The following is a 20,322-nucleotide window of genomic DNA, read 5'->3' as shown; positions in this document are numbered from 1 at the left end:
TGTCTGAACTGGCGCTTTCGCGAGCAAGCCCGCTCCCACATTCGACCGCATTCTCATGCTGAAACCCGGTCACATGTGGGAGCTGGCTTGCCTGCGATGGCGCTCGAATGGGCGCCACCTTAACAAACAGGCTACCCACCCGCTAGAAAGCAAAACGCCAGCACGAGGCTGGCGTTTTGCGTTTCAGGCTGCGATCAACGCGGCACCACCGGCTTGCGGGCTGGCTTCTTGCCTTTGCCCTTGGCGGCGTCGGTGCGTTCCTTGGCGGCCTGCTTGTTGCGCGCCATGGCCGCGGCCTTGGCTTGCTCGCGCTTGTCCCAAGGGTTGCTGCCATCACTGCCACGCGGCGGCAGGCCGGTGTGCTGGGTGAGGATCCTGGTGGTGGTTTCCTTCGCAACCTTGTGGCTGCCAGCCGGCGTCGAGTTTTTGCGACGGGCGCTCTGGTAGCTGTCGGTGGACGGTTGGTGCAACGGGATCAGTTGCTCCTTGCCCGGCCCGATCAGGTCTGCACGGCCCATGCGAGTCAATGCTTCACGCAGCATCGGCCAGCCCTTCGGGTCGTGGTAGCGCAGGAAGGCCTTGTGCAGGCGGCGCTGTTCTTCGCTCTTGACGATGGTCACCGCGTCGCTCTTGTAGGTAACCTTGCGCAGCGGGTTCTTGCCCGAGTGGTACATCGCCGTGGCGGTGGCCATTGGCGACGGGTAGAACGCCTGCACCTGGTCGGCGCGGAAGCCATTGCCCTTGAGCCACAGGGCCAGGTTCATCATGTCTTCATCGGTGGTGCCCGGGTGGGCGGCGATGAAGTAAGGAATCAGGTACTGCTCCTTGCCCGCTTCCTTGGTGTACTTCTCGAACATGCGCTTGAACTTGTCATAGCTGCCGATGCCCGGTTTCATCATCTGGTTGAGCGGACCTTCCTCGGTGTGTTCCGGGGCGATCTTCAGGTAACCACCGACGTGGTGGGTCACCAGCTCCTTCACATACTCCGGCGACTCGACCGCGAGGTCGTAGCGCAGGCCGGAAGCGATCAGGATCTTCTTCACACCCGGCAACGCACGGGCGCTGCGGTACAGCTGGATCAACGACGAGTGGTCGGTGTTCAGGTTCGGGCAGATGCCCGGGAACACGCAGGATGGCTTGCGGCACGCGGATTCGATTTCCGGGCTCTTGCAGGCAATGCGGTACATGTTCGCGGTCGGGCCGCCGAGGTCGGAAATGACGCCGGTGAAGCCTGGCACCTTGTCGCGGATCTCTTCGATTTCGCGAATGATCGACTCTTCGGAACGGTTCTGGATGATCCGGCCTTCGTGCTCGGTGATCGAGCAGAAGGTGCAGCCGCCGAAGCAGCCACGCATGATGTTCACCGAGAAGCGGATCATGTCGTAGGCCGGGATCTTTTCCTTGCCGTACGCCGGGTGTGGAACACGGGCGTAAGGCATGCCGAACACGTAGTCCATTTCTTCGGTAGTCATGGGAATGGGCGGCGGGTTGAACCACACATCCACTTCGCCGTGCTTCTGTACCAGGGCGCGGGCGTTGCCCGGGTTGGTTTCCAGGTGGAGCACGCGGTTGGCGTGGGCATACAGCACCGAGTCGCCACGGACTTTTTCCACGGACGGCAGACGGATCACGGTCTTGTCACGGGTCATGCGTGGGCTGGCCAGGATCTGTACGACCTTGGCCTCTTCCGGGTCTTCCACCGGGCCCTTTTCCTGCTCGATGGCGCAGGCCTGGGTGTCCTGGGTGTTCACGTACGGGTTGATGATCTTGTCGATCTTGCCCGGACGGTCGATACGGGTGGAGTCCACCTCGTACCAGCCTTCAGGCGTGTCACGGCGAATGAACGCAGTGCCGCGCACGTCGGTGATGTCTTCGATCTTGTGGCCCCACGACAGGCGCTGGGCGACTTCGACGATGGCCCGCTCGGCGTTGCCGTACAGCAGGATATCGGCGCAGGCGTCGATCAGGATCGAGTTGCGTACACGGTCCTGCCAGTAGTCGTAGTGGGCGATACGGCGCAGGGAGGCTTCGATGCCGCCGAGCACGATCGGCACGTGCTTGTAGGCTTCCTTGCAGCGCTGGCTGTAGACCAGGCTCGCGCGGTCCGGACGTTTGCCGGCCATGCCGCCTGGGGTGTAGGCGTCATCGGAGCGGATTTTCTTGTCGGCGGTGTAGCGGTTGATCATCGAGTCCATGTTGCCGGCCGCGACGCCGAAGAACAGGTTCGGCTCGCCGAGCTTCATGAAGTCGTCTTTGGACTGCCAGTTGGGCTGGGCAATGATCCCGACGCGAAAGCCCTGGGACTCCAGCAGCCGGCCGATGATTGCCATGCCGAACGACGGATGGTCCACGTACGCGTCACCGGTGACGATGATGATGTCGCATGAATCCCAGCCAAGCTGATCCATCTCCTCCCTGCTCATCGGCAGGAATGGCGCAGGACCGAAACATTCGGCCCAGTACTTGGGATAGTCAAATAACGGCTTGGCTGTTTGCATGACGGTGACCGGTGTTGAGATGAAAAATCGCGGGCGCGGAATATAGCACAAAATTTGACCAATTCCGACCTTTGCAGTCGGAATTGGCGGGCAGCGCTTTTACTCGTCTTCGAAGTTATAGCTGCCCGGCGCCAGGTTCTCGAAGCGGGTGTATTTACCGATGAAGGCCAGGCGCGTGGTGCCGATTGGCCCGTTACGCTGTTTACCGATAATGATTTCAGCGATGCCTTTATGCTCGGTCTCCGGGTGATACACCTCGTCCCGGTATACGAACATGATCACGTCAGCATCCTGCTCGATCGCTCCGGATTCCCGCAAGTCGGAGTTGATCGGGCGTTTGTTCGGACGCTGCTCAAGAGATCGGTTGAGCTGCGACAGGGCAACCACCGGGCAGTTGAATTCCTTGGCCAGGGCTTTCAACGAGCGGGAAATCTCGGAAATCTCGTTGGTCCGGCTGTCGCCGCTGGAACCCGGGATCTGCATCAACTGCAGGTAGTCGATCATGATCAGGGCAATGTCGCCGTGCTCACGCACCAGGCGTCGGGTACGCGCGCGCATTTCCGACGGGCTGATGCCCGCGGTGTCATCGATAAACAGCTTGCGATCGTTGAGCAGGTTGACCGCCGAGGTCAGCCGCGGCCAGTCGTCGTCTTCCAGGCGCCCGGCACGCACCTTGGTCTGGTCGATGCGGCCCAGGGACGACAGCATACGCATGATCAGCGATTCGCCTGGCATCTCCAGGGAATAAACCAGTACGGCCTTGTCGCTGCGCAACACGGCGTTTTCCACCAGGTTCATGGCGAAGGTGGTTTTACCCATGGACGGACGGCCGGCGACGATGATCAAGTCGGCTGGCTGCAGGCCGCTGGTCATGCCGTCGAGGTCGGTGTAGCCGGTGGACAGGCCGGTGATGGCGTTGTCGGTGTTGAACAAGGTGTCGATACGGTCGATGGCCTTGGTCAGCAAGTCGTTGACGCTGACCGGGCCGCCGGTTTTCGGCCGGGCCTCGGCGATCTGGAAGATCTGCCGTTCGGCTTCGTCGAGAATCTCTTCGGCGGTGCGGCCTTCCGGGTTGAACGCGCTGTCGGCGATCTCGGTGGCGATGCCGATCAACTGGCGCAACGTGGCCCGCGCACGGACGATCTGCGCATAGGCCTTGATGTTGGCAACCGATGGCGTGTTTTTCGCCAGCTCGCCCAGGTAACCCAGGCCGCCCACCTGGGACGTCTGGCCTTCCTTGTCCAATTGCTCGGCCAGGGTCACCACGTCGATCGGTGAGTTCTGGTCGGCCAGCTTGGCAATGGCGCGGAAGATCAGGCGGTGGTCATGACGGTAGAAATCGCCGTCCGAGACTTGATCCAGCACGCGTTCCCAGGCGTTGTTGTCCAGCATCAAGCCACCGAGCACGGCCTGTTCGGCCTCGATGGAATGTGGCGGCACCTTCAGGGCAGCGGTTTGCAGGTCATATTGCTCAGGAGCGGAGATATCGTTCATGGCCACTTGGAATAGTTGGAGAATCTGGGGCTACAGAAAAACAAAAGGCACGACCTGTGAACAGGATCGTGCCCGATGTTAACTGCCTGGCACGCGAGGTGCCAGTCAGTTAGGTGTTGCTTAAGCTGCTACCACAACAACGCGTACGGTTGCTTCGACTTCAGCGTGCAGGTGCACGGCTACATCGAATTCGCCAACGTTGCGGATGGTGCCGTTCGGCAGACGAACTTCGCTCTTCTGCACTTCAACGCCGGAGGCGGTCAGTGCATCAGCGATGTCGTGGGTGCCGATCGAACCGAACAGCTTGCCTTCGTCACCGGCGGTGGCAGTGATAGTCACTTCCAGCTCAGCCAGTTGGGCAGCGCGAGTTTCGGCCGAAGCTTTTTTGTCTGCTGCTGCTTTTTCCAGCTCGGCACGACGCTCTTCAAACGCAGCCAGGTTGGCAGCGGTTGCAGCGGTGGCTTTGCCGTATGGCAGCAGGTAGTTACGACCGTAGCCGGCCTTAACGTTCACTTTGTCGCCCAGGTTGCCCAGGTTGGCGACTTTTTCCAGAAGGATCAGTTGCATGTGAAAATCCTCTAACTTTTAACCTTCACCGTTCGCGTTATCGGCGTCTTTCGGCGCCAGACGACCGCGAAAATCAATCAGGCCGTCGACAATGGCCAAGACCACGAGTAACGGATAGATCAGCTGCATGAACAGCAACAGCGTCACGTACAACCCCACCAGCCAGAATCTGCCCAGTCGCTTTTGCGCCACCAGCCCATGAATCAGGGACAGGCCGGCGAATATCAGCGGTACGCTGCACAACGGCACCAACAGCGCCAGGCCAAAAGTCGGCCCGACCACCATGAACGCCAGCAGCAACATCGCCGGTCCAGCGGGGATTCTGATACTGCGAAACTCGCGACCAAAACCACCCGGGTTATACAACAACGCCTGCCAGTAACGCCCAAGAATCAGGCTCAGCAAGCTGACAATCTGCAACAGTGCCGCTATCAGGCCGGTAAGCATCGGTGCAACCACTGACGCAAAGCGCGCTCGCTCCTCTACCGATAACTGCTGGTAGAGATCCCCGAGGGCCAGCGGCAGGATCTTGATGATCTCCTGCGCCAGCGCCTCGATTTGCGGGCGGAAAGCCGCGCCAAGCGCCAGTGAATACACCAACCCCAATGCCACGCTGACCAGCAGCGTACGGACCCAGGACTCACTTGCGCGCAAAACCAACGCAAGGGTCGATGAACCGAGCAGTACCAGAAGTACCCGTGGATCATCGAATTTCAACCACCAGACCAAGGCCGGCAGTATTCCCAGGGCAAGAACGCCAAGGGCGTCCTTCAAACCGCGCCGCAGAAGCACAAGGCAACCCGCGGCAGCACCCAACCAATACAACAACGGCAATGCTGCACATCCAGCCACTACCAGAGTGGCCTGCACACGACCGCGCATGATGAACTCAGCTAAGGCGCGCATGCATTCAATCCCTTACTACTTGTCGACTGCCCGGTCTCAGCGGCCGTGGCTGTCGGTGTAGGCCAGCAGGGCCAGGAAGCGGGCGCGCTTGATAGCGGTGGCCAGCTGACGCTGATAACGAGCTTTGGTACCGGTGATGCGGCTTGGAACAATTTTGCCGGTCTCGGATACGTAGGCTTTCAGAGTGTTGAGATCTTTGTAATCGATCTCCTTCACGTCTTCAGCGGTGAAGCGGCAGAATTTACGACGACGGAAGAAACGTGCCATTTGATAGGCTCCTTAAAAGGTCCGTGGATTACTCGTCAGCGTTATCGCTGTTGTCGCTGTCATCACTATCAGCGCTTTCAGCGCCTTCGTGCTCAGGACGGTCGCGACGCTCACGGCGCTCACTGCGGTTTTCTTCAGCCTTGAGCATCTCGGATTGGCCGGTAACGGCTTCTTCGCGACGGATGACCAGGTTACGGATCACTGCATCGTTGTAGCGGAAGTTGTCTTCCAGCTCGGCCAGGGCCTTGCCAGTGCACTCAACGTTCAGCATCACGTAGTGAGCCTTGTGAACATTGTTGATTGCGTAGGCCAGTTGACGACGGCCCCAATCTTCCAGACGGTGGATTTTGCCGCCGTCTTCTTCGATCAGCTTGGTGTAACGCTCTACCATGCCGCCGACTTGCTCGCTTTGATCCGGGTGGACCAAAAAGATGATTTCGTAATGACGCATGAATGCTCCTTACGGGTTGTAGCCTGCCGCTCAAAAACGGTCAGACAAGGAGTGAATGACACTTATGGATCTTGCCGAAGGGAGGCACATGCGTGCCTGCCATGAAGGCAAGGGGCGCAATTGTAGAGAAGGGGGAGAAAGGGTGCAAGGTGATTGGTGATTATTTGAACAACGCAGAATCAAGACAAACACAAAACAATGTGGGAGCTGGCTTGCCTGCGATGACAATGGCACAGGCAACATCTCTGCTGACTGACACACCGCCATCGCGGGCAAGCCCGGCTCCCACAGGGTCTTGCGTCGCTCTTAAGCCTTATTTCTTGGCTTTAGCCTTGGCGCCGCGCTGGCGCTGGGCTTCGAACAGGCAGACGCCCGTTGCGACTGAAACGTTGAGGCTGCTGACGCTACCGGCCATCGGCAGGTGCACCAGGTAATCGCAATGCTCGCGGGTCAGGCGGCGCATGCCCTTGCCTTCGGCACCCATGATCAGGATGGTCGGGCCGGTGAGGTCCTGGTCATAAATGCTGACCTCAGCCTCCCCCGCCGTACCCACAACCCACAGGCCGCGCTGCTGGAGTTTCTCCAGGGTGCGCGCCAGGTTGGTCACGGCCACCAACGGAATCACTTCCGCCGCACCGCAGGCGACTTTACGCACGACAGGCGTCAAGGTTGCCGACTTGTCTTTAGGCACGATCACCGCCAACGCACCGGCGGCATCCGCCGAACGCAGGCAGGCGCCGAGGTTGTGCGGATCGGTCACGCCGTCGAGCACCAGCAACAGCGGTGCGCCTTCGGTGCGGTCGAGCAACTCGTCGAGCATCGCTTCGCCCCAGACCTGGCTTGGACTGACGTCGGCTACCACGCCCTGGTGAACGCCTTCGACCCAGACGTCCATCTCGCGCCGCTCGGCCTGGCCGATGGCAACTTTGTTCTGATTGGCCAGTTCGACCAGCGCTTGAACACGCGGCTCACTGCGGCCTTCTGCCAACCACACCTGCTTGACGCGTTTCGGGTGGTGACGCAGCAATGCTTCTACGGCGTGCACGCCGTAGATTTTTTCCAGACTCATGACTTGGCCTTAGGTTTGCGCGACCCGCCGCTTTTCGCGGGGGCCGAACCCGCTTTTGGCGGGCCTTTACGGTGTTTACTCGGCTTGCTCGACGGCTTTTCCGCCTCGCGGGACTTTCCCCCAGACGCCGCTTTACCACCGCTTTTGGCTTCGTTGAGCAACTGCTGCTTCAACTCGCGGCTCTTGCGCAGCTCGGCGTTTTTCGCCGCGGCATCGCTAGGGCGGTAGGCTTCGGGGGCCTTGTCCTTGGCAGACGAACGACGCGCAGGCTTGGCTGGCGCAGGCTCGGCGACCGCTGCTTTCGCAGGAGCGCCTTTGCCTTTGCTGGCCGGGGCTGCAGTTTCGCTGCCACGTTTTTTACGGCCAGTCGGTTCAGCCGGCTTGTCAGGCATACCGAAATCGATCTTGCGCTCGTCGAGGTCGACGCGCATGACCTGCACTTCAACGGTATCGCCCAGACGGAAGCTGCGACCGGTGCGCTCGCCCGCCAGGCGGTGATGCACAGGGTCGAAGTGGTAGTAGTCACCCGGCAAGGCGGTGACGTGCACCAGGCCCTCGACGTAGATGTCGGTCAGCTCGACGAACAAACCAAAACCGGTCACGGCAGTGATCACGCCCGGGAACGACTCGCCCACGCGGTCTTTCATGAACTCGCACTTGAGCCAGTTCACTACGTCGCGGGTGGCTTCGTCGGCACGGCGCTCGCTCATGGAGCACTGCTCGCCCAACTGTTCCAGGGCCGCTTCGTCGTACGGATAGATCCGTGCCTTCGGAATGGTCATGGCACCGGCGCGCTTGACGTGCGGGGTGTTCTGCTTGGAATGGATCACGCTGCGGATCGCCCGGTGCGTGAGCAAGTCCGGGTAACGACGAATCGGCGAGGTGAAGTGGGTGTACGCTTCGTAATTCAGGCCGAAGTGGCCCTGGTTATCGGCGCTGTACACCGCCTGGCTCAGGGAGCGCAGCATGACGGTCTGGATCACGTGGTAATCCGGACGGTCCTTGATGCTCGCGAGCAGAGCCTGGTAGTCCTTCGGCGTCGGGCCGTCCTTGCCTTTGTGCAGGGACAGGCCGAGCTCACCGAGGAACGCGCGCAGCTTCTCCAGACGCTCCGGCGGCGGGCCGTCGTGCACCCGGTACAACGCAGGAATCTCGTGCTTTTTGAGGAATTCTGCGGTGGCCACGTTGGCCGCCAGCATGCATTCCTCGATCAGCTTGTGAGCATCGTTACGGGTGGTCGGGGTGATTGCGGCGATCTTGCGCTCGGAACCGAAGACAATCCGGGTTTCCTGAGTTTCAAAGTCGATCGCGCCACGCACGTGACGAGCGCCCAACAGCACCTTGTACAGCGCGTAGAGCTGCTTGAGGTGCGGCACGACATGCCCGTACTCACCGCGCAGGGCCTTGGCTTCGCTGGTTTTCGGCTGTTCCAGGATGGTGCTGACCTTGTTGTAGGTCAGGCGCGCCTGGGAGTGAATCACCGCTTCGTAGAACTGGTAGTCGGTCATTTCGCCGGTTTTCGAGATGGTCATCTCGCACACCATGGCCAAACGGTCGACTTTCGGGTTCAGGGAGCACAGGCCGTTGGACAGCTGCTCAGGCAGCATCGGGATGACGCGCTCGGGGAAGTACACCGAGTTGCCGCGCACCTGGGCTTCGTTGTCCAGGGCCGAACCGATCTTCACGTAGCTGGACACGTCGGCAATCGCGACGAACAACTTCCAGCCGCCGGAGAACAGGCGCAGTTTGCCAGGCTTGGCTTCGCAGTAGACCGCATCGTCGAAGTCGCGAGCATCTTCGCCGTCAATGGTGACGAACGGTAGATGACGCAGGTCGATGCGCTTCTCTTTGTCTTTTTCTTCGACTTCCGGCTTGAGCTTGGCGGCTTCTTTGAGCACAGCCTCAGGCCAGACGTGAGGGATATCGTAGGTGCGCAGCGCAACATCGATCTCCATGCCCGGCGCCATGTAGTTGCCGACCACTTCAACGATATCGCCCTGTGGCTGGAAGCGCGCAGTGGGCCAGTGGGTGATTTTCACCTCGACGAACTGGCCCACTTTGGCGGCGCCATTGCGCCCCGGGGTGATCAGCACTTCCTGCTGGACCTTGGGGTTATCCGGCACCACGAAGCCGATGCCGCCTTCTTCGAAGTAACGGCCGACGATGGACTCGTGGGCACGGGACACCACTTCGACGATCACGCCTTCACGGCGACCGCGACGGTCGAGGCCGGAAACGCGGGCCAGGGCTCGGTCGCCATCAAACACCAGGCGCATTTGCGCCGGGCTCATGAACAGGTCGTCGCTGCCATCGTCCGGGATCAGGAAGCCGAAACCGTCACGGTGGCCGGCGATGCGGCCGAGGATCAGGTCGAGCTTGTCCACCGGCGCGTAGGTGCCGCGGCGGGTGTAGATCAACTGGGCATCGCGCTCCATGGCGCGCAGGCGGCGACGCAGGGCTTCGAGTTGGTCTTCGGTGGTCAGACCGAATTCTTCAACCAGCTGCTCGCGGCTAGCAGGCGAACCCCGATCGGCGAGGTGCGCCAGGATCAGTTCGCGGCTAGGAATAGGGTTTTCATATTTTTCCGCTTCACGAGCGGCCTCGGGATCGAGGGACTGCCAATCGGCCATTAGAGAGTTTTCACCTTGTCTATATGCGGGTTAGTTTGGCATACGCGTATTGAAACGGGAAATTTCAGGTGTCAACAAGCCCGTAAAAGCACTTTGTAGCCCTTGGAATGCACCTTGCGCGACCGTCGGCGAAATATTCCAGACTTTTTTCATGGCAGGGCTTTACAGCTCAAAACAGCCTCCGTATAGTGCGCGCCATCGACGACGGCAACGTTGTTGATGCTGCCCAGGTGGTGAAATTGGTAGACACGCCAGCTTCAGGTGCTGGTGATCGCAAGGTCGTGGAAGTTCGAGTCTTCTCCTGGGCACCAATTTCAAACTCAAGGTTATGCCTTGAGTCTCCAAAAACCCGCGAAAGCGGGTTTTTGCGTTTCAGGCCTTTGATTTTTAACAAGAATCTTGATTTATATTTTTGAATCAGGGGTTTACAGATCAAAAAGCCCTCCGTATAGTTCGCTCCATCAACAGCGCAAGCGTTGATAATGCCCAGGTGGTGAAATTGGTAGACACGCCAGCTTCAGGTGCTGGTGATCGCAAGGTCGTGGAAGTTCGAGTCTTCTCCTGGGCACCAAATTCAGATTAAACCCGCGAAAGCGGGTTTTTTCGTTTCCGGGGTTTGAAAACCTGACCGGTGATTTCCCCCCTCGTCCGCACTTGAGAAGTTTTATCGTTTATCCTTGTAAGGATTTGTTGCACTCAAGTGAGGAAAACCCCGGATGATGATCCGCGATACCCGTCTCAAGACATCCCTTCTGCGTGGCCTGACCATCACTCTGCTCGGCCTGACCCTGCTCTCGCCCGCTGCCTATTCTGCCGACAAGGTTGCACTGACCTTGTACAACGGCCAACACAAGGAGGTCGGCGATGAACTTGCCAAGGCCTTCGAAGCCAAGACCGGCATCCACGTCAATGTGCGCAAGGGCAGCAGCAACCAGCTGGCCAGCCAGGTCGTCGAAGAAGGTGACCGCTCCCCTGCCGACGTGATCTACACCGAAGAATCGCCGCCGCTGAATAAACTCGGCGAGCAAGGCCTGCTGGCAACCATCGACGCCAGCACCCTCGACGTCCTGCCGAAGGAATACGTGGCCGCCAACGGCGCCTGGATGGGCGTGACCGCACGCACCCGCGTCGTGGCCTTCAACCCGAAACTGATCGCCGAGAAAGACCTGCCCAAGTCGGTACTGGATTTCGCCGGGCCCGAGTGGCAAGGCAAGGTCGGTTTCGTACCCACCAGCGGCGCGTTCCAGGAACAAGCCGTAGCGATCATCAAGCTGCACGGTCGCGAAGCGGCTGAAGAGTGGCTGACCGGCCTGCGCGCTTTCGGCAAGGTCTACAGCAACAACATGGTTGCGCTCAAGGCCGTGGAAAATGGCGAAGTCGCCACTGTCTTGGTGAACAACTACTACTGGTTCGCCCTGAAGAAAGAAAAAACCAACCTGGATTCGCAACTGCACTACTTCACCAACGGCGATGCCGGTGGCCTGATCACCGTGTCTGCCGCGGCTGCACTGAAATCCAGCAAGCATCCAAAGGAAGCCCAGCAACTGCTGGCATTCATGGCCAGCGAAGAAGGCCAGTGGGTGATCACCAACACTTCCGCCGAATACCCGCTGCGCAAGGGCATGGAATCCAACCGCGGCCTCAAGCCTTTCAGCGAGCTGCAACCGCCGAAAGTCACCCCTGCCGACCTGGGCAACGCCGAAGAAGCCCTGGAACTGGAACGTGACGTTGGCTTGAACTGATGAACCCATCGCTCCCCGCCCCCGCCTTGCGCGGGGGTTTTACGCCGAGACGCAAACGCCCTTCGATCTGGTTGCTGCTACCAGTCCTGCTGCTGGTAGGCCTGAGCCTGTTGCCGCTGGCGTATGTCGGCCTCAAGGCCTGGCAGGCAGGATGGGCCGAAGCGGTGCATTTGCTGTGGCGGCCCTATGTATTCGGGTTGCTGCGCAACACCCTGGCGCTGATGGTCGGCGTCACCGTGGCCTGCGGCGTGATCGGCTTGTCCCTGGCCTGGCTGCTGGAACGCAGCAACCTGCCGGGGCGGCGGATCTGGGGAGTGATCCTGTGCCTGCCGTTCGCGGTGCCGGCGTTTGTCAGCAGCTTTACCTGGGTTTCGTTAAGCGCCAACTTTGAAGGGTTGGGCGGAGCGATCCTGGTGATGACCCTGTCCAAATACCCGCTGGTGTTTCTGCCGGTGGCGGCAACCCTGCGCAATCTTGATCCATCCCTGGAAGAATCGGCCCGCACCCTCGGACTGAATCGCTGGGGCGTATTCTTTCGCATCACCTTGCCGCTGCTGTGGCCGTCGCTGCTGGCCGGGGCACTGTTGATTGCCCTGCATATGCTGGTGGAGTTCGGCGCGCTGTCGATCATCGGCTTGCAGACGTTTACCACCGCGATCTACCAGCAATTCGAGCTGGAGTTCAGCAACGCCAATGCGGCGATGCTTTCGGCGGTGCTGCTGGTGATGTGCCTGACGCTGCTCTGGCTGGAGCTGCGGGTGCGCGGCAAGGGCCGACACGTGCGTACCGGCCAGGGCGCGGCGCGGCATGCCGAACAGGTTCGACTCGGCAAATGGGCGGCGCTGGGGCAGCTGTATTGCCTGCTCCTGGCGATCATCGGCAGCGGCATTCCACTGGGCATGCTCGGTTATTGGCTGGCAGTGGGCAGTTCGGCGGCATTTCCGGTAGCCGAGATCAGCGAGGCGCTGCTTTCTTCGTTGGCGCTGTCCCTCGGCGGCGCCGCGCTTTGCCTGTTGTTTGCCGTGCCCGTGGGCTTGCTGGTGGTGCGCTACAAGGGCCAACTCGCACTGTGGGCCGAACGCCTGCCGTACCTGCTGCACGCCCTGCCCGGCCTGGTGATTGCGCTGACACTGGTGTATTTCGCCCTGCATTACGTGCCGGCGCTGTATCAAACGTCGGCATTGCTGCTGATCGCTTATGCGCTGCTGTTTTTGCCCCTGGCCCAGGCGCCGATCCGCACGGCGCTGAACAAGGCAGCACCCCAGCTGGAAGAGGCGGCGAGAACGCTGGGCGCGTCGTCGTTCAGTGCGTTTTGCCGGGTGACGCTGCCGATTATTTTCCCGGCATTGGGGGCGGCGTTTGCGCTGGTATTCCTGGATGCGATGAAGGAATTGACGGCGACGTTGCTGCTTAGTCCGACCGGGCTGAATACCTTGGCAACTGCCGTGTGGGCGCACACCTCGAATGTGGAATTCGCGGCAGCGGCGCCGTATGCGGCGTTGTTGATTCTAGTGTCGGGGCTGCCGGTGTATCTGCTGACGACCCGGATGTATCTGAGCCGCTGAATCAGCCATCGCAGGCAAGCCAGCTCCCACATTTGAGCGCATTCCAGAGTTGGAACTCGGTCGAATGTGGGAGCTGGCTTGCCTGCGATGAGGCCGAAACAGGCGACATCAAGCCCGGAACTGCCCCAGGCTCGCCTTCAACTGCGCCGCCAGCCCATCCAGCACCTTGCCGCTGGCGGTGGTCTCTACCACCGCCTGAGCGGCCCGTTCTGCCTGGGCATGGATGATTTCCACCCGCCCACGCACCGCATGCGCACCCTGCGCCTGATGCTCAGCCGCCCGCGTCGCCAGGCCAATCGCTGCATGCACCTGCTCCACCGAGGCCTGCACCGACTGCTGCAGGCGCACGCTGTCGCGTAATACCAGCAAACCCTCGCTGGCCTGGCGCCCGGCCTTGCCGATGGTTTCCACGGCCTCACGGGCGCCTTGCTGCAAGGCCACGATGTGGGCCTGGATGTCGCCGGTAGAACTCTGGGTTTTACTGGCCAGGGCGCGAACCTCGTCCGCCACCACCGCAAAGCCGCGCCCGGTCTCACCGGCTCGCGCCGCCTCAATAGCCGCGTTGAGCGCCAGCAGGTTGGTTTGCTCGGCAATCCCGTGGATCACCGTCAACACCACCTCGATCTGCTCGCTCTGCTGCGCCAGCCGCTCGATCACCTTGGAACCGGCCTGCACCTGCCCCGCCAACGCCTCGATCAAGCTGCCGACTTCGGCTGAAGTGCGGGAATTTTCATCAGTCGCCTGGCGAATATCCACCACCTGCTGCAAGGCCGCCTGCATCGCATGGCTTTCCGCCTGGGCCTCATCCGCCATTTGCGACAGCGCCCGCAGGCTTTCGGCAACCTCATCACGCTGCAAGCCGGCGGCCGCATCGGCACCCGCATTGCGCAGGGTCATCGCGCCGATTTCCACACCGGTACGCTGGGCCACATCACCGGCTTCACGCACGATCGGCTGCAACTTATCCACAAAGCGATTGACCGCCGAGGCCATGTCGCCGATTTCGTCCCGGCTGTTGATCTGCACGCGCTTGGTCAGGTCGCCCTCGCCTGCCGCCAGGTCGTCCATGGCTGCAATCAGCAGCTTCAGGCGATTGACCACCCGACGGCCGAGCACTACAGCAATCAACAGCAATACACCAAAACCTACCACTGCCAGGCCCATGCCGATGCGCCAGCGCAAGGTGCCCGCCGCCTCTTGCACGGCGCTGGTGGTATTGGCGGTCATCTGGGTGGCGGTGGCTTGCGCCGACTGCAAACGCGCGCCCATGGCCGCCGCGCTGTCAGCCGCGGCACCCTTGAGGCTGTCGCCCACCAACTGGTCACCGCTGGCAATCAGTGCAGCAAAACGCTTGTCCAGCGCGGCCAGGTCAGCCTCGACCGAGGCAGTCGAAACCCCCATGCGGACCTTGCCGATCTCTACGCCATTGGGGCTGATGGACGCTTCGACGTAGAACACCGAGGGATCATTCTTCGCCGCATCCAGCACTTTATCCAGGGCACGTTCGCCCTTGCCCTTTTCCAGCAGCGCCTGGTTGATCGGGTTTTCACGATTGAGGTAACGGGTCAGGTGCTCACCAGCCGCGTCGTCATACACCACAAACAACACGTTGGGATTGCGCTGGGCTCTGCGGGCAAACTCAGACAGCGTCGGCACGTCGCTGTCCCACATGGCGCGCGGCGCCACCGAGGCGAGCAGTTGCGCCATGTCATTGGCAGAGTCCTGCAGGTCTTTTTCCAGGGTCGCACGCAGTTGCTTCTGCTCTTCCTGCAGGCGCGTGGAAAGCCCCGCCGTCAGACGCTGGCGCGTGCTGGAAGACAGACTGTCCAGGCTGGATGTCACTTCCTTGCCGGCTTGCGCCAACTCGCCGGACAGTTTCTGGCTGTCGACGCCCAGGCGATTGCCCAAATCAGCTTCCAATGCAGTGACGGTGCTTCGCGTCAGGGCGACGGCCACCAGTACTTGCACCAAAAGAGCGATACCTAGGGTAACGAACACCGGCCGCAACAGCCGGCTTTGTAACAATGAGAGAACGGCAGACACTGGGAATCCCTCCACCACGGGTGCCATTAATTTGATAGCACCGCGAAAGAAAGAACCATAGCAAGGGTCGTGCCGTTTACCGGGCGGAAACGACAAAGGGCTCCCGAAGGAGCCCTTTGCTTTTTACATCAACAGCTTATTAAGCGAACGGGTGACGCAGAACGATGGTCTCGTTGCGGTCCGGGCCCGTCGAAATAATGTCGATCGGCGCACCGATCAGCTCTTCGACGCGCTTGATGTAAGCGCGGGCGTTGGCTGGCAGTTCTTCCAGGGTCTTGGCGCCCACGGTCGATTCGGTCCAGCCTGGCACTTCTTCGTACACAGGCTGCAGGCCTACGTAGCTGTCCGCGTCAGTCGGGGCAACGTCCTTGCCTTCCGCATCCTTGTAGCCGATGCAGATGTTGATGGTTTCCAGGCCGTCGAGTACGTCCAGCTTGGTCAGGCAGATGCCCGAGATGCTGTTCACATCGATAGCGCGACGCAGGATAACGGCGTCGAACCAGCCACAACGGCGGGCACGGCCGGTCGTCGCGCCGAACTCGTGGCCTTGTTTGGCCAGGTGCGCGCCGACTTCGTCGAACAGTTCAGTCGGGAATGGACCCGAACCTACACGCGTGGTGTATGCCTTGGTGATGCCGAGGATGTAGTCCAGGAACATCGGGCCAACGCCCGAACCCGTCGCAACGCCGCCAGCGGTGGTGTTGGAACTGGTGACGTACGGGTAGGTGCCGTGGTCGATGTCCAGCAACGAGCCCTGGGCGCCTTCGAACATGATGTCTTTGCCGGCGCGACGCAGGTCGTGCAGCTCGGCAGTCACGTCCAGCATCAGCGGCTTGAGCAGCTCGGCGTATTCCTTGCACTCAGCCAGGGTCTTTTCAAACTCGATGGCCGGCTCTTTGTAGTAACCCACCAGCATGAAGTTGTGGTAATCCACCAGTTCACGCAGCTTGTCTTCAAAGCGCGGCATGTTGAGCAGGTCGCCCACACGCAGGCCACGACGTGCAACCTTGTCTTCGTAGGCCGGGCCGATGCCGCGACCGGTCGTGCCGATCTTCAGCTCGCCACGGGCCTTTTCACGGGCCTGGTCCAGCGCAACGTGGAAGGACAGGATCAGCGGGCAGGAAGGGCTGATACGCAGGCGCTCGCGCACTGGCACGCCTTTCTCTTCCAGCTTGGTGATCTCGCGCAGCAGGGCGTCAGGTGCAACCACCACGCCGTTGCCGATCAGGCACTGCACGCCTTCGCGCAGTACACCCGACGGGATCAGGTGCAAGACGGTTTTTTCGCCATCGATGACCAGGGTGTGGCCAGCGTTGTGGCCACCTTGGTAGCGCACTACGGCGGCAGCATGTTCGGTCAGCAGATCAACGATCTTGCCTTTGCCCTCATCACCCCATTGGGTGCCCAGGACTACGACATTCTTACCCATAACACTTGTCCTCATTCGCGCAAACTTGGTGCCGGCAGTGGCCGGCAGGAAAACTCAAGAAGCCAGTGGCGATACTTGCCAAAGCCCGTTCTGCTGAATCAATTGCCGGTCGCAGTCCGCTTCACGGGCGGCGGCCAATGGCTGCCCAGGCAAGGCCTGGACCACACGCTGACCCTCACTGCGCAACTGGCAAACCTGCTGCCAGAGTGCTGCGTCCGTACTGTCGGGCATCCAGATACCGCCAGACGGCAGTTCGACCTCAGCACGCCCCAGGGTCACCAGGGTCTTCAAATCGGTGGAAAAACCGGTCGCCGGACGAGCGCGACCGAAGTCGGCGCCGATATCGTCGTAACGACCGCCCTGGGCGATGGCCTGGCCAACACCCGGGACAAACACCGCGAACACCACACCGGTGTGGTAGTGGTAGCCGCGCAACTCACCCAAATCAAAGTACAGCGGCAACTGCGGGAAGCGCGCAGACAACTGCTCGGCAATCGCCAGCACATCGTCCAGGGCCGCCAATACATCAGCCGGCGCATTCGCCAGGCGATCACGGGCGGCGGTCAGTACTTCACGGCCGCCACACAGATCCACCAGCGCACGCAGCATGCCGGCCAGGTCGGCAGGCACGCCCGCCGTCAGGGCAATCACTTCATCGATGGCCTTGCGCTGCAGGGCATCGAACAACTGTTGTTCCACTTCACCCGACAAGCCGGCCGCACGGGCCAGGCCGCGGTAGATACCGACATGCCCAAGGTCCATGTGCACATCCGGCACATCGGCCAGCTGCAACATGGCCAGCATCAGGCTGATGACTTCCACGTCGCTGCTCGGGCTGGCATCACCGTACAACTCGGCGCCCAACTGGATCGGGCTGCGGGACGACGACAACGCACGCGGTTGCGCATGCAGCACGCTGCCGGCGTAGCACAGGCGGCTTGGCCCTTCGCGACGCAGGGTGTGCGCATCAATGCGCGCTACTTGCGGCGTGATGTCGGCACGAAAGCCCATTTGCCGACCCGATTGCGGGTCGATGACCTTGAAGGTGCGCAGATCCAGGTCCTGGCCCGCGCCGGTCAGCAGGGATTCCAGGTACTCGATATGCGGAGTCACGACAAACTCGTAACCCCAGCTCTGGAACAGATCCAACACCTGGCGGCGCGCGATTTCAATGCGCGCAGCTTCTGGTGGCAGTACTTCTTCGATGCCATCTGGCAGCAGCCAGCGGTCTACCGTTGCCATTACGCCATTCCCCTATGATCCGGGCGGCCAGCCCTCGGGCGAGCCTTGAGTGAAGCAGAAAATACCCGGCCCCTGCATAAACCACGCGCAAGAGCGACGTGACGAACGACCAACAATCGGCCTCGTCGGGCACTTTCCTCGAAAAACCTGTGGCGCCTGCGGAGCAAAACCACAATCAAACATGCAGACGCAAAAAAGCCGGGAATTTCCCGGCTGCCGCATCATACACCCGTTTTCTGAAAGGATCACCCCGCCCGGCATTTTAGCCGCCCGACGGAGCGATTCTCAGACTACATGCGGGTTACTTGGACTTTTCTAGGTAGCGGAAGAAATCGCTACTTGGGTCCAGCACCATGACGTCGGTTTTGTTCGCAAAGCTTTCACGGTAGGCGCGCAGGCTACGGTAGAACGCGTAGAACTCCTGGTCCTGGCCATAGGCCTTGGCGTAGATCGAAGCGGCTTGAGCATCACCATCACCACGGGCCTCTTCAGACTCGCGATAGGCTTCAGCCAACAGTACGCGACGCTGACGGTCGGCATCCGCACGGATCCCTTCTGCCAGTTCGTTACCCTTGGCGCGGTGCTCACGAGCCTCGCGCTCACGCTCGGTGCTCATACGCTCGAACACGCTGCGGTTCACTTCCTTCGGAAGGTCGATAGCCTTGACCCGAACATCGATCACTTCGATGCCCAGTTCCTTTTCCGCCATCGTGTTCAACGAACGCGTGATGTCAGCCATCAGCGCATCACGTTCACCGGATACCACCTCGTGCAGGGTGCGCTTACCAAACTGGTCACGCAGGCCCGATTCCAGACGGCGCGACAAACGCTCGTCGGCAATCTGCTTGAGGCCGGAGGTCGCGGTGTAGAAGCGCTCGGCATCCTTGACGCGCCACTTGGCGTAGGCGTCAACCATCACAGCTTTCTTTTCCAGGGTCAGGAAGCGTTGTGTCGGTGCATCCAGGGTCATCAGGCGGCCGTCGAACTTGCGCACCTGGTTGACGTAGGGGACTTTCACATGCAGGCCCGGCTGGACATCCGCCTGGACCACGCGACCGAATTGCAGCAACACCGCGCGCTCGGTCTGAGACACGATATAGAAGCAGTTCCAGGCAGCGATGACCACGACGACACCCACAATCAGGGCGGTCAGCGATTTATTGCTCATCAACGACTCTCCCTGGTACGTGTTTGCTGTTGCAGCAGGTCAGCGGCCGCACGGGCGCTCGCTTCGTTGGCAGCGGCAGTCGAACCGGAGGCCGGTGCGCTGGTGCTGCTACGACCACCTTCGATCATCTTGTCCAGCGGCAGGTACAGCAGATTGTTCTGCCCGCCCTTGCTGCCGGTCACGAGAACCTTGCTGGTGTTGCTGAAGACTTCCTGCATGGTGTCCAGGTACAGACGCTCACGGGTGACTTCCGGTGCCTTGCGGTACTCGGCCACCAGCTTGGTGAAACGATCTGCCTCACCCTTGGCGCGGGAGACCACTTCGTCGCGGTAACCGTTGGCATCCTCAAGGATGCGCTGGGCCTGGCCACGGGCTTCCGGCACCACGCCGTTGGCGTAGGTTTCAGCCTGGTTGCGCGAACGCTGCTCGTCTTCACGGGCACGGATCACGTCATCGAAGGCTTCCTGCACTTCACGCGGTGCCGCTGCGCTCTGTACGTTGACCTGGGTCACGGTGATACCGGTGCGGTACGTGTCGAGGAACCGTTGCAGGCGCTCCTTGATTTCGCTGGCCATCAATTCACGGCCTTCAGTCAGCACCTGGTCCATTGCGGTGGAACCCACCACGTGGCGCAGGGCGCTTTCGGTCGCATGTTGCAGGCTGATTTCCGGCTGGTCGACGTTCAGCACGAAGTCCTGCAGGTTGCTGATCTTGTACTGCACGGTCAGCGGCACTTCGACGATGTTCTCGTCTTCGGTCAGCATCTGGCCCTGCTTGGTGTAGGCACGCTCACGCGTGACGTTTTCCATGTACTTCTTGTCGATCGGCGGGAAGTAGATGTTCAGGCCAGGGCCGACAGTCTCGTAGTACTTGCCGAAGCGCAGCACCACGGCTTGCTCCTGCTCGTCCACCACATAGACGGCGCTGTACAGCCAGACGGCCGCCAGCACGACGAGGCCGATGCCGAGCAGGCCGTAACCACCACCCTTGCTCGTACGACCGCCTTCGTCACCACCACGTTTTTTTCCACCACCGAACAACCCATTCAGGCTTTCCTGCAGCTTTCGGAAGGCCTCGTCGAGATCTGGTGGCCCCTTGCGGTCGCCATTATTGCGGCGTTTACCACCCCAAGGATCCTGATTATTCGAGTTGCCACCCGGCTCATTCCAAGCCATAGCGCTCTCCATCTGATAAAGCAAAGACGCACCCACGGCGCGCCGACCAATGCTACAGAATGCCTGTCACAGCGGC

Annotated in this window: 15 protein-coding genes and 2 tRNA genes; 4 read left to right on the top strand and 13 right to left on the bottom strand. The window is 60.8% G+C overall.

Annotated elements, in window-relative coordinates; translation table 11 throughout:
- Nucleotides 1–194: 194 nt before the first annotated feature.
- The 8 genes from HX811_RS23545 to rnr form a co-directional block, all read right to left on the bottom strand.
- On the bottom strand, nucleotides 195–2,498 hold the full coding sequence (locus HX811_RS23545) for a YgiQ family radical SAM protein (protein ID WP_008439091.1): 2,304 nt from the start codon (nucleotides 2,496–2,498) through the stop codon (nucleotides 195–197).
- Between the two features lie 99 nt (nucleotides 2,499–2,597).
- Nucleotides 2,598–3,992: a replicative DNA helicase gene (gene dnaB / locus HX811_RS23540; RefSeq protein WP_003217484.1), complete on the bottom strand. Its 1,395-nt coding sequence runs from the start codon at nucleotides 3,990–3,992 to the stop codon at nucleotides 2,598–2,600.
- 120 nt (nucleotides 3,993–4,112) lie between these two features.
- A complete protein-coding gene (gene rplI / locus HX811_RS23535) occupies nucleotides 4,113–4,559 on the bottom strand; it encodes a 50S ribosomal protein L9 (protein WP_003171376.1) in 447 nt (148 codons plus the stop codon).
- 18 nt (nucleotides 4,560–4,577) lie between these two features.
- Nucleotides 4,578–5,465 (bottom strand): hypothetical protein, encoded by an 888-nt coding sequence (locus HX811_RS23530; protein WP_177047588.1) that lies wholly within the window; start codon nucleotides 5,463–5,465, stop codon nucleotides 4,578–4,580.
- Nucleotides 5,466–5,501: 36 nt separating this feature from the next.
- On the bottom strand, nucleotides 5,502–5,732 hold the full coding sequence (rpsR, locus tag HX811_RS23525; protein WP_002551829.1) for a 30S ribosomal protein S18: 231 nt from the start codon (nucleotides 5,730–5,732) through the stop codon (nucleotides 5,502–5,504).
- 28 nt (nucleotides 5,733–5,760) lie between these two features.
- A complete protein-coding gene (gene rpsF, locus HX811_RS23520) occupies nucleotides 5,761–6,183 on the bottom strand; it encodes a 30S ribosomal protein S6 (RefSeq protein WP_003217491.1) in 423 nt (140 codons plus the stop codon).
- 313 nt (nucleotides 6,184–6,496) lie between these two features.
- Nucleotides 6,497–7,252: a 23S rRNA (guanosine(2251)-2'-O)-methyltransferase RlmB gene (gene rlmB, locus HX811_RS23515; protein WP_003217493.1), complete on the bottom strand. Its 756-nt coding sequence runs from the start codon at nucleotides 7,250–7,252 to the stop codon at nucleotides 6,497–6,499.
- Nucleotides 7,249–9,882: a ribonuclease R gene (rnr, locus tag HX811_RS23510; protein ID WP_003217496.1), complete on the bottom strand. Its 2,634-nt coding sequence runs from the start codon at nucleotides 9,880–9,882 to the stop codon at nucleotides 7,249–7,251. The genes rlmB and rnr overlap by 4 nt, the downstream gene beginning before the upstream one ends.
- Nucleotides 9,883–10,106: 224 nt before the next feature.
- Here rnr and HX811_RS23505 point away from each other — a divergent pair.
- The 4 genes from HX811_RS23505 (at nucleotide 10,107) to HX811_RS23490 (ending at nucleotide 13,189) form a co-directional block, all read left to right on the top strand.
- A tRNA-Leu gene (locus HX811_RS23505) sits at nucleotides 10,107–10,193 on the top strand.
- Between the two features lie 173 nt (nucleotides 10,194–10,366).
- Nucleotides 10,367–10,453: transfer RNA gene (locus HX811_RS23500), tRNA-Leu, on the top strand.
- 145 nt (nucleotides 10,454–10,598) lie between these two features.
- A complete protein-coding gene (locus tag HX811_RS23495) occupies nucleotides 10,599–11,624 on the top strand; it encodes an extracellular solute-binding protein (RefSeq protein WP_177047585.1) in 1,026 nt (341 codons plus the stop codon).
- A complete protein-coding gene (locus HX811_RS23490) occupies nucleotides 11,624–13,189 on the top strand; it encodes an iron ABC transporter permease (RefSeq protein ID WP_134325640.1) in 1,566 nt (521 codons plus the stop codon). Before HX811_RS23495 ends, HX811_RS23490 begins: the two co-directional genes overlap by 1 nt.
- Before the next feature lie 108 nt (nucleotides 13,190–13,297).
- Here HX811_RS23490 and HX811_RS23485 read toward each other — a convergent pair whose 3' ends face one another.
- From HX811_RS23485 to hflK, 5 genes are all read right to left on the bottom strand, one after another.
- Nucleotides 13,298–15,232 carry a methyl-accepting chemotaxis protein gene (locus HX811_RS23485; RefSeq protein WP_008439098.1) on the bottom strand — a complete coding sequence of 645 codons (1,935 nt, stop codon included), beginning with the start codon at nucleotides 15,230–15,232 and terminating at the stop codon, nucleotides 13,298–13,300.
- Between the two features lie 139 nt (nucleotides 15,233–15,371).
- Entirely contained in the window at nucleotides 15,372–16,661 is a 1,290-nt protein-coding gene (locus HX811_RS23480; protein WP_010213605.1) for an adenylosuccinate synthase, read from the bottom strand.
- A gap of 54 nt (nucleotides 16,662–16,715) precedes the next feature.
- A complete protein-coding gene (locus tag HX811_RS23475; protein WP_003217507.1) occupies nucleotides 16,716–17,903 on the bottom strand; it encodes an ATP phosphoribosyltransferase regulatory subunit in 1,188 nt (395 codons plus the stop codon).
- Between the two features lie 301 nt (nucleotides 17,904–18,204).
- Nucleotides 18,205–19,071: a protease modulator HflC gene (hflC, locus tag HX811_RS23470; protein ID WP_017478342.1), complete on the bottom strand. Its 867-nt coding sequence runs from the start codon at nucleotides 19,069–19,071 to the stop codon at nucleotides 18,205–18,207.
- The gene (gene hflK, locus HX811_RS23465; RefSeq protein ID WP_177047583.1) at nucleotides 19,071–20,246 is read right to left on the bottom strand and encodes an FtsH protease activity modulator HflK; all 1,176 of its coding nucleotides are present in this window, start codon (nucleotides 20,244–20,246) and stop codon (nucleotides 19,071–19,073) included. Before hflK ends, hflC begins: the two co-directional genes overlap by 1 nt.
- Between the last annotated feature and the right edge of the window lie 76 nt (nucleotides 20,247–20,322).

The sequence above is a fragment of the Pseudomonas sp. F8002 genome, assembly GCF_013385495.1.
Classification (GTDB): Bacteria; Pseudomonadota; Gammaproteobacteria; order Pseudomonadales; family Pseudomonadaceae; genus Aquipseudomonas.
This window is presented reverse-complemented; position numbering and strand designations above follow the sequence as displayed.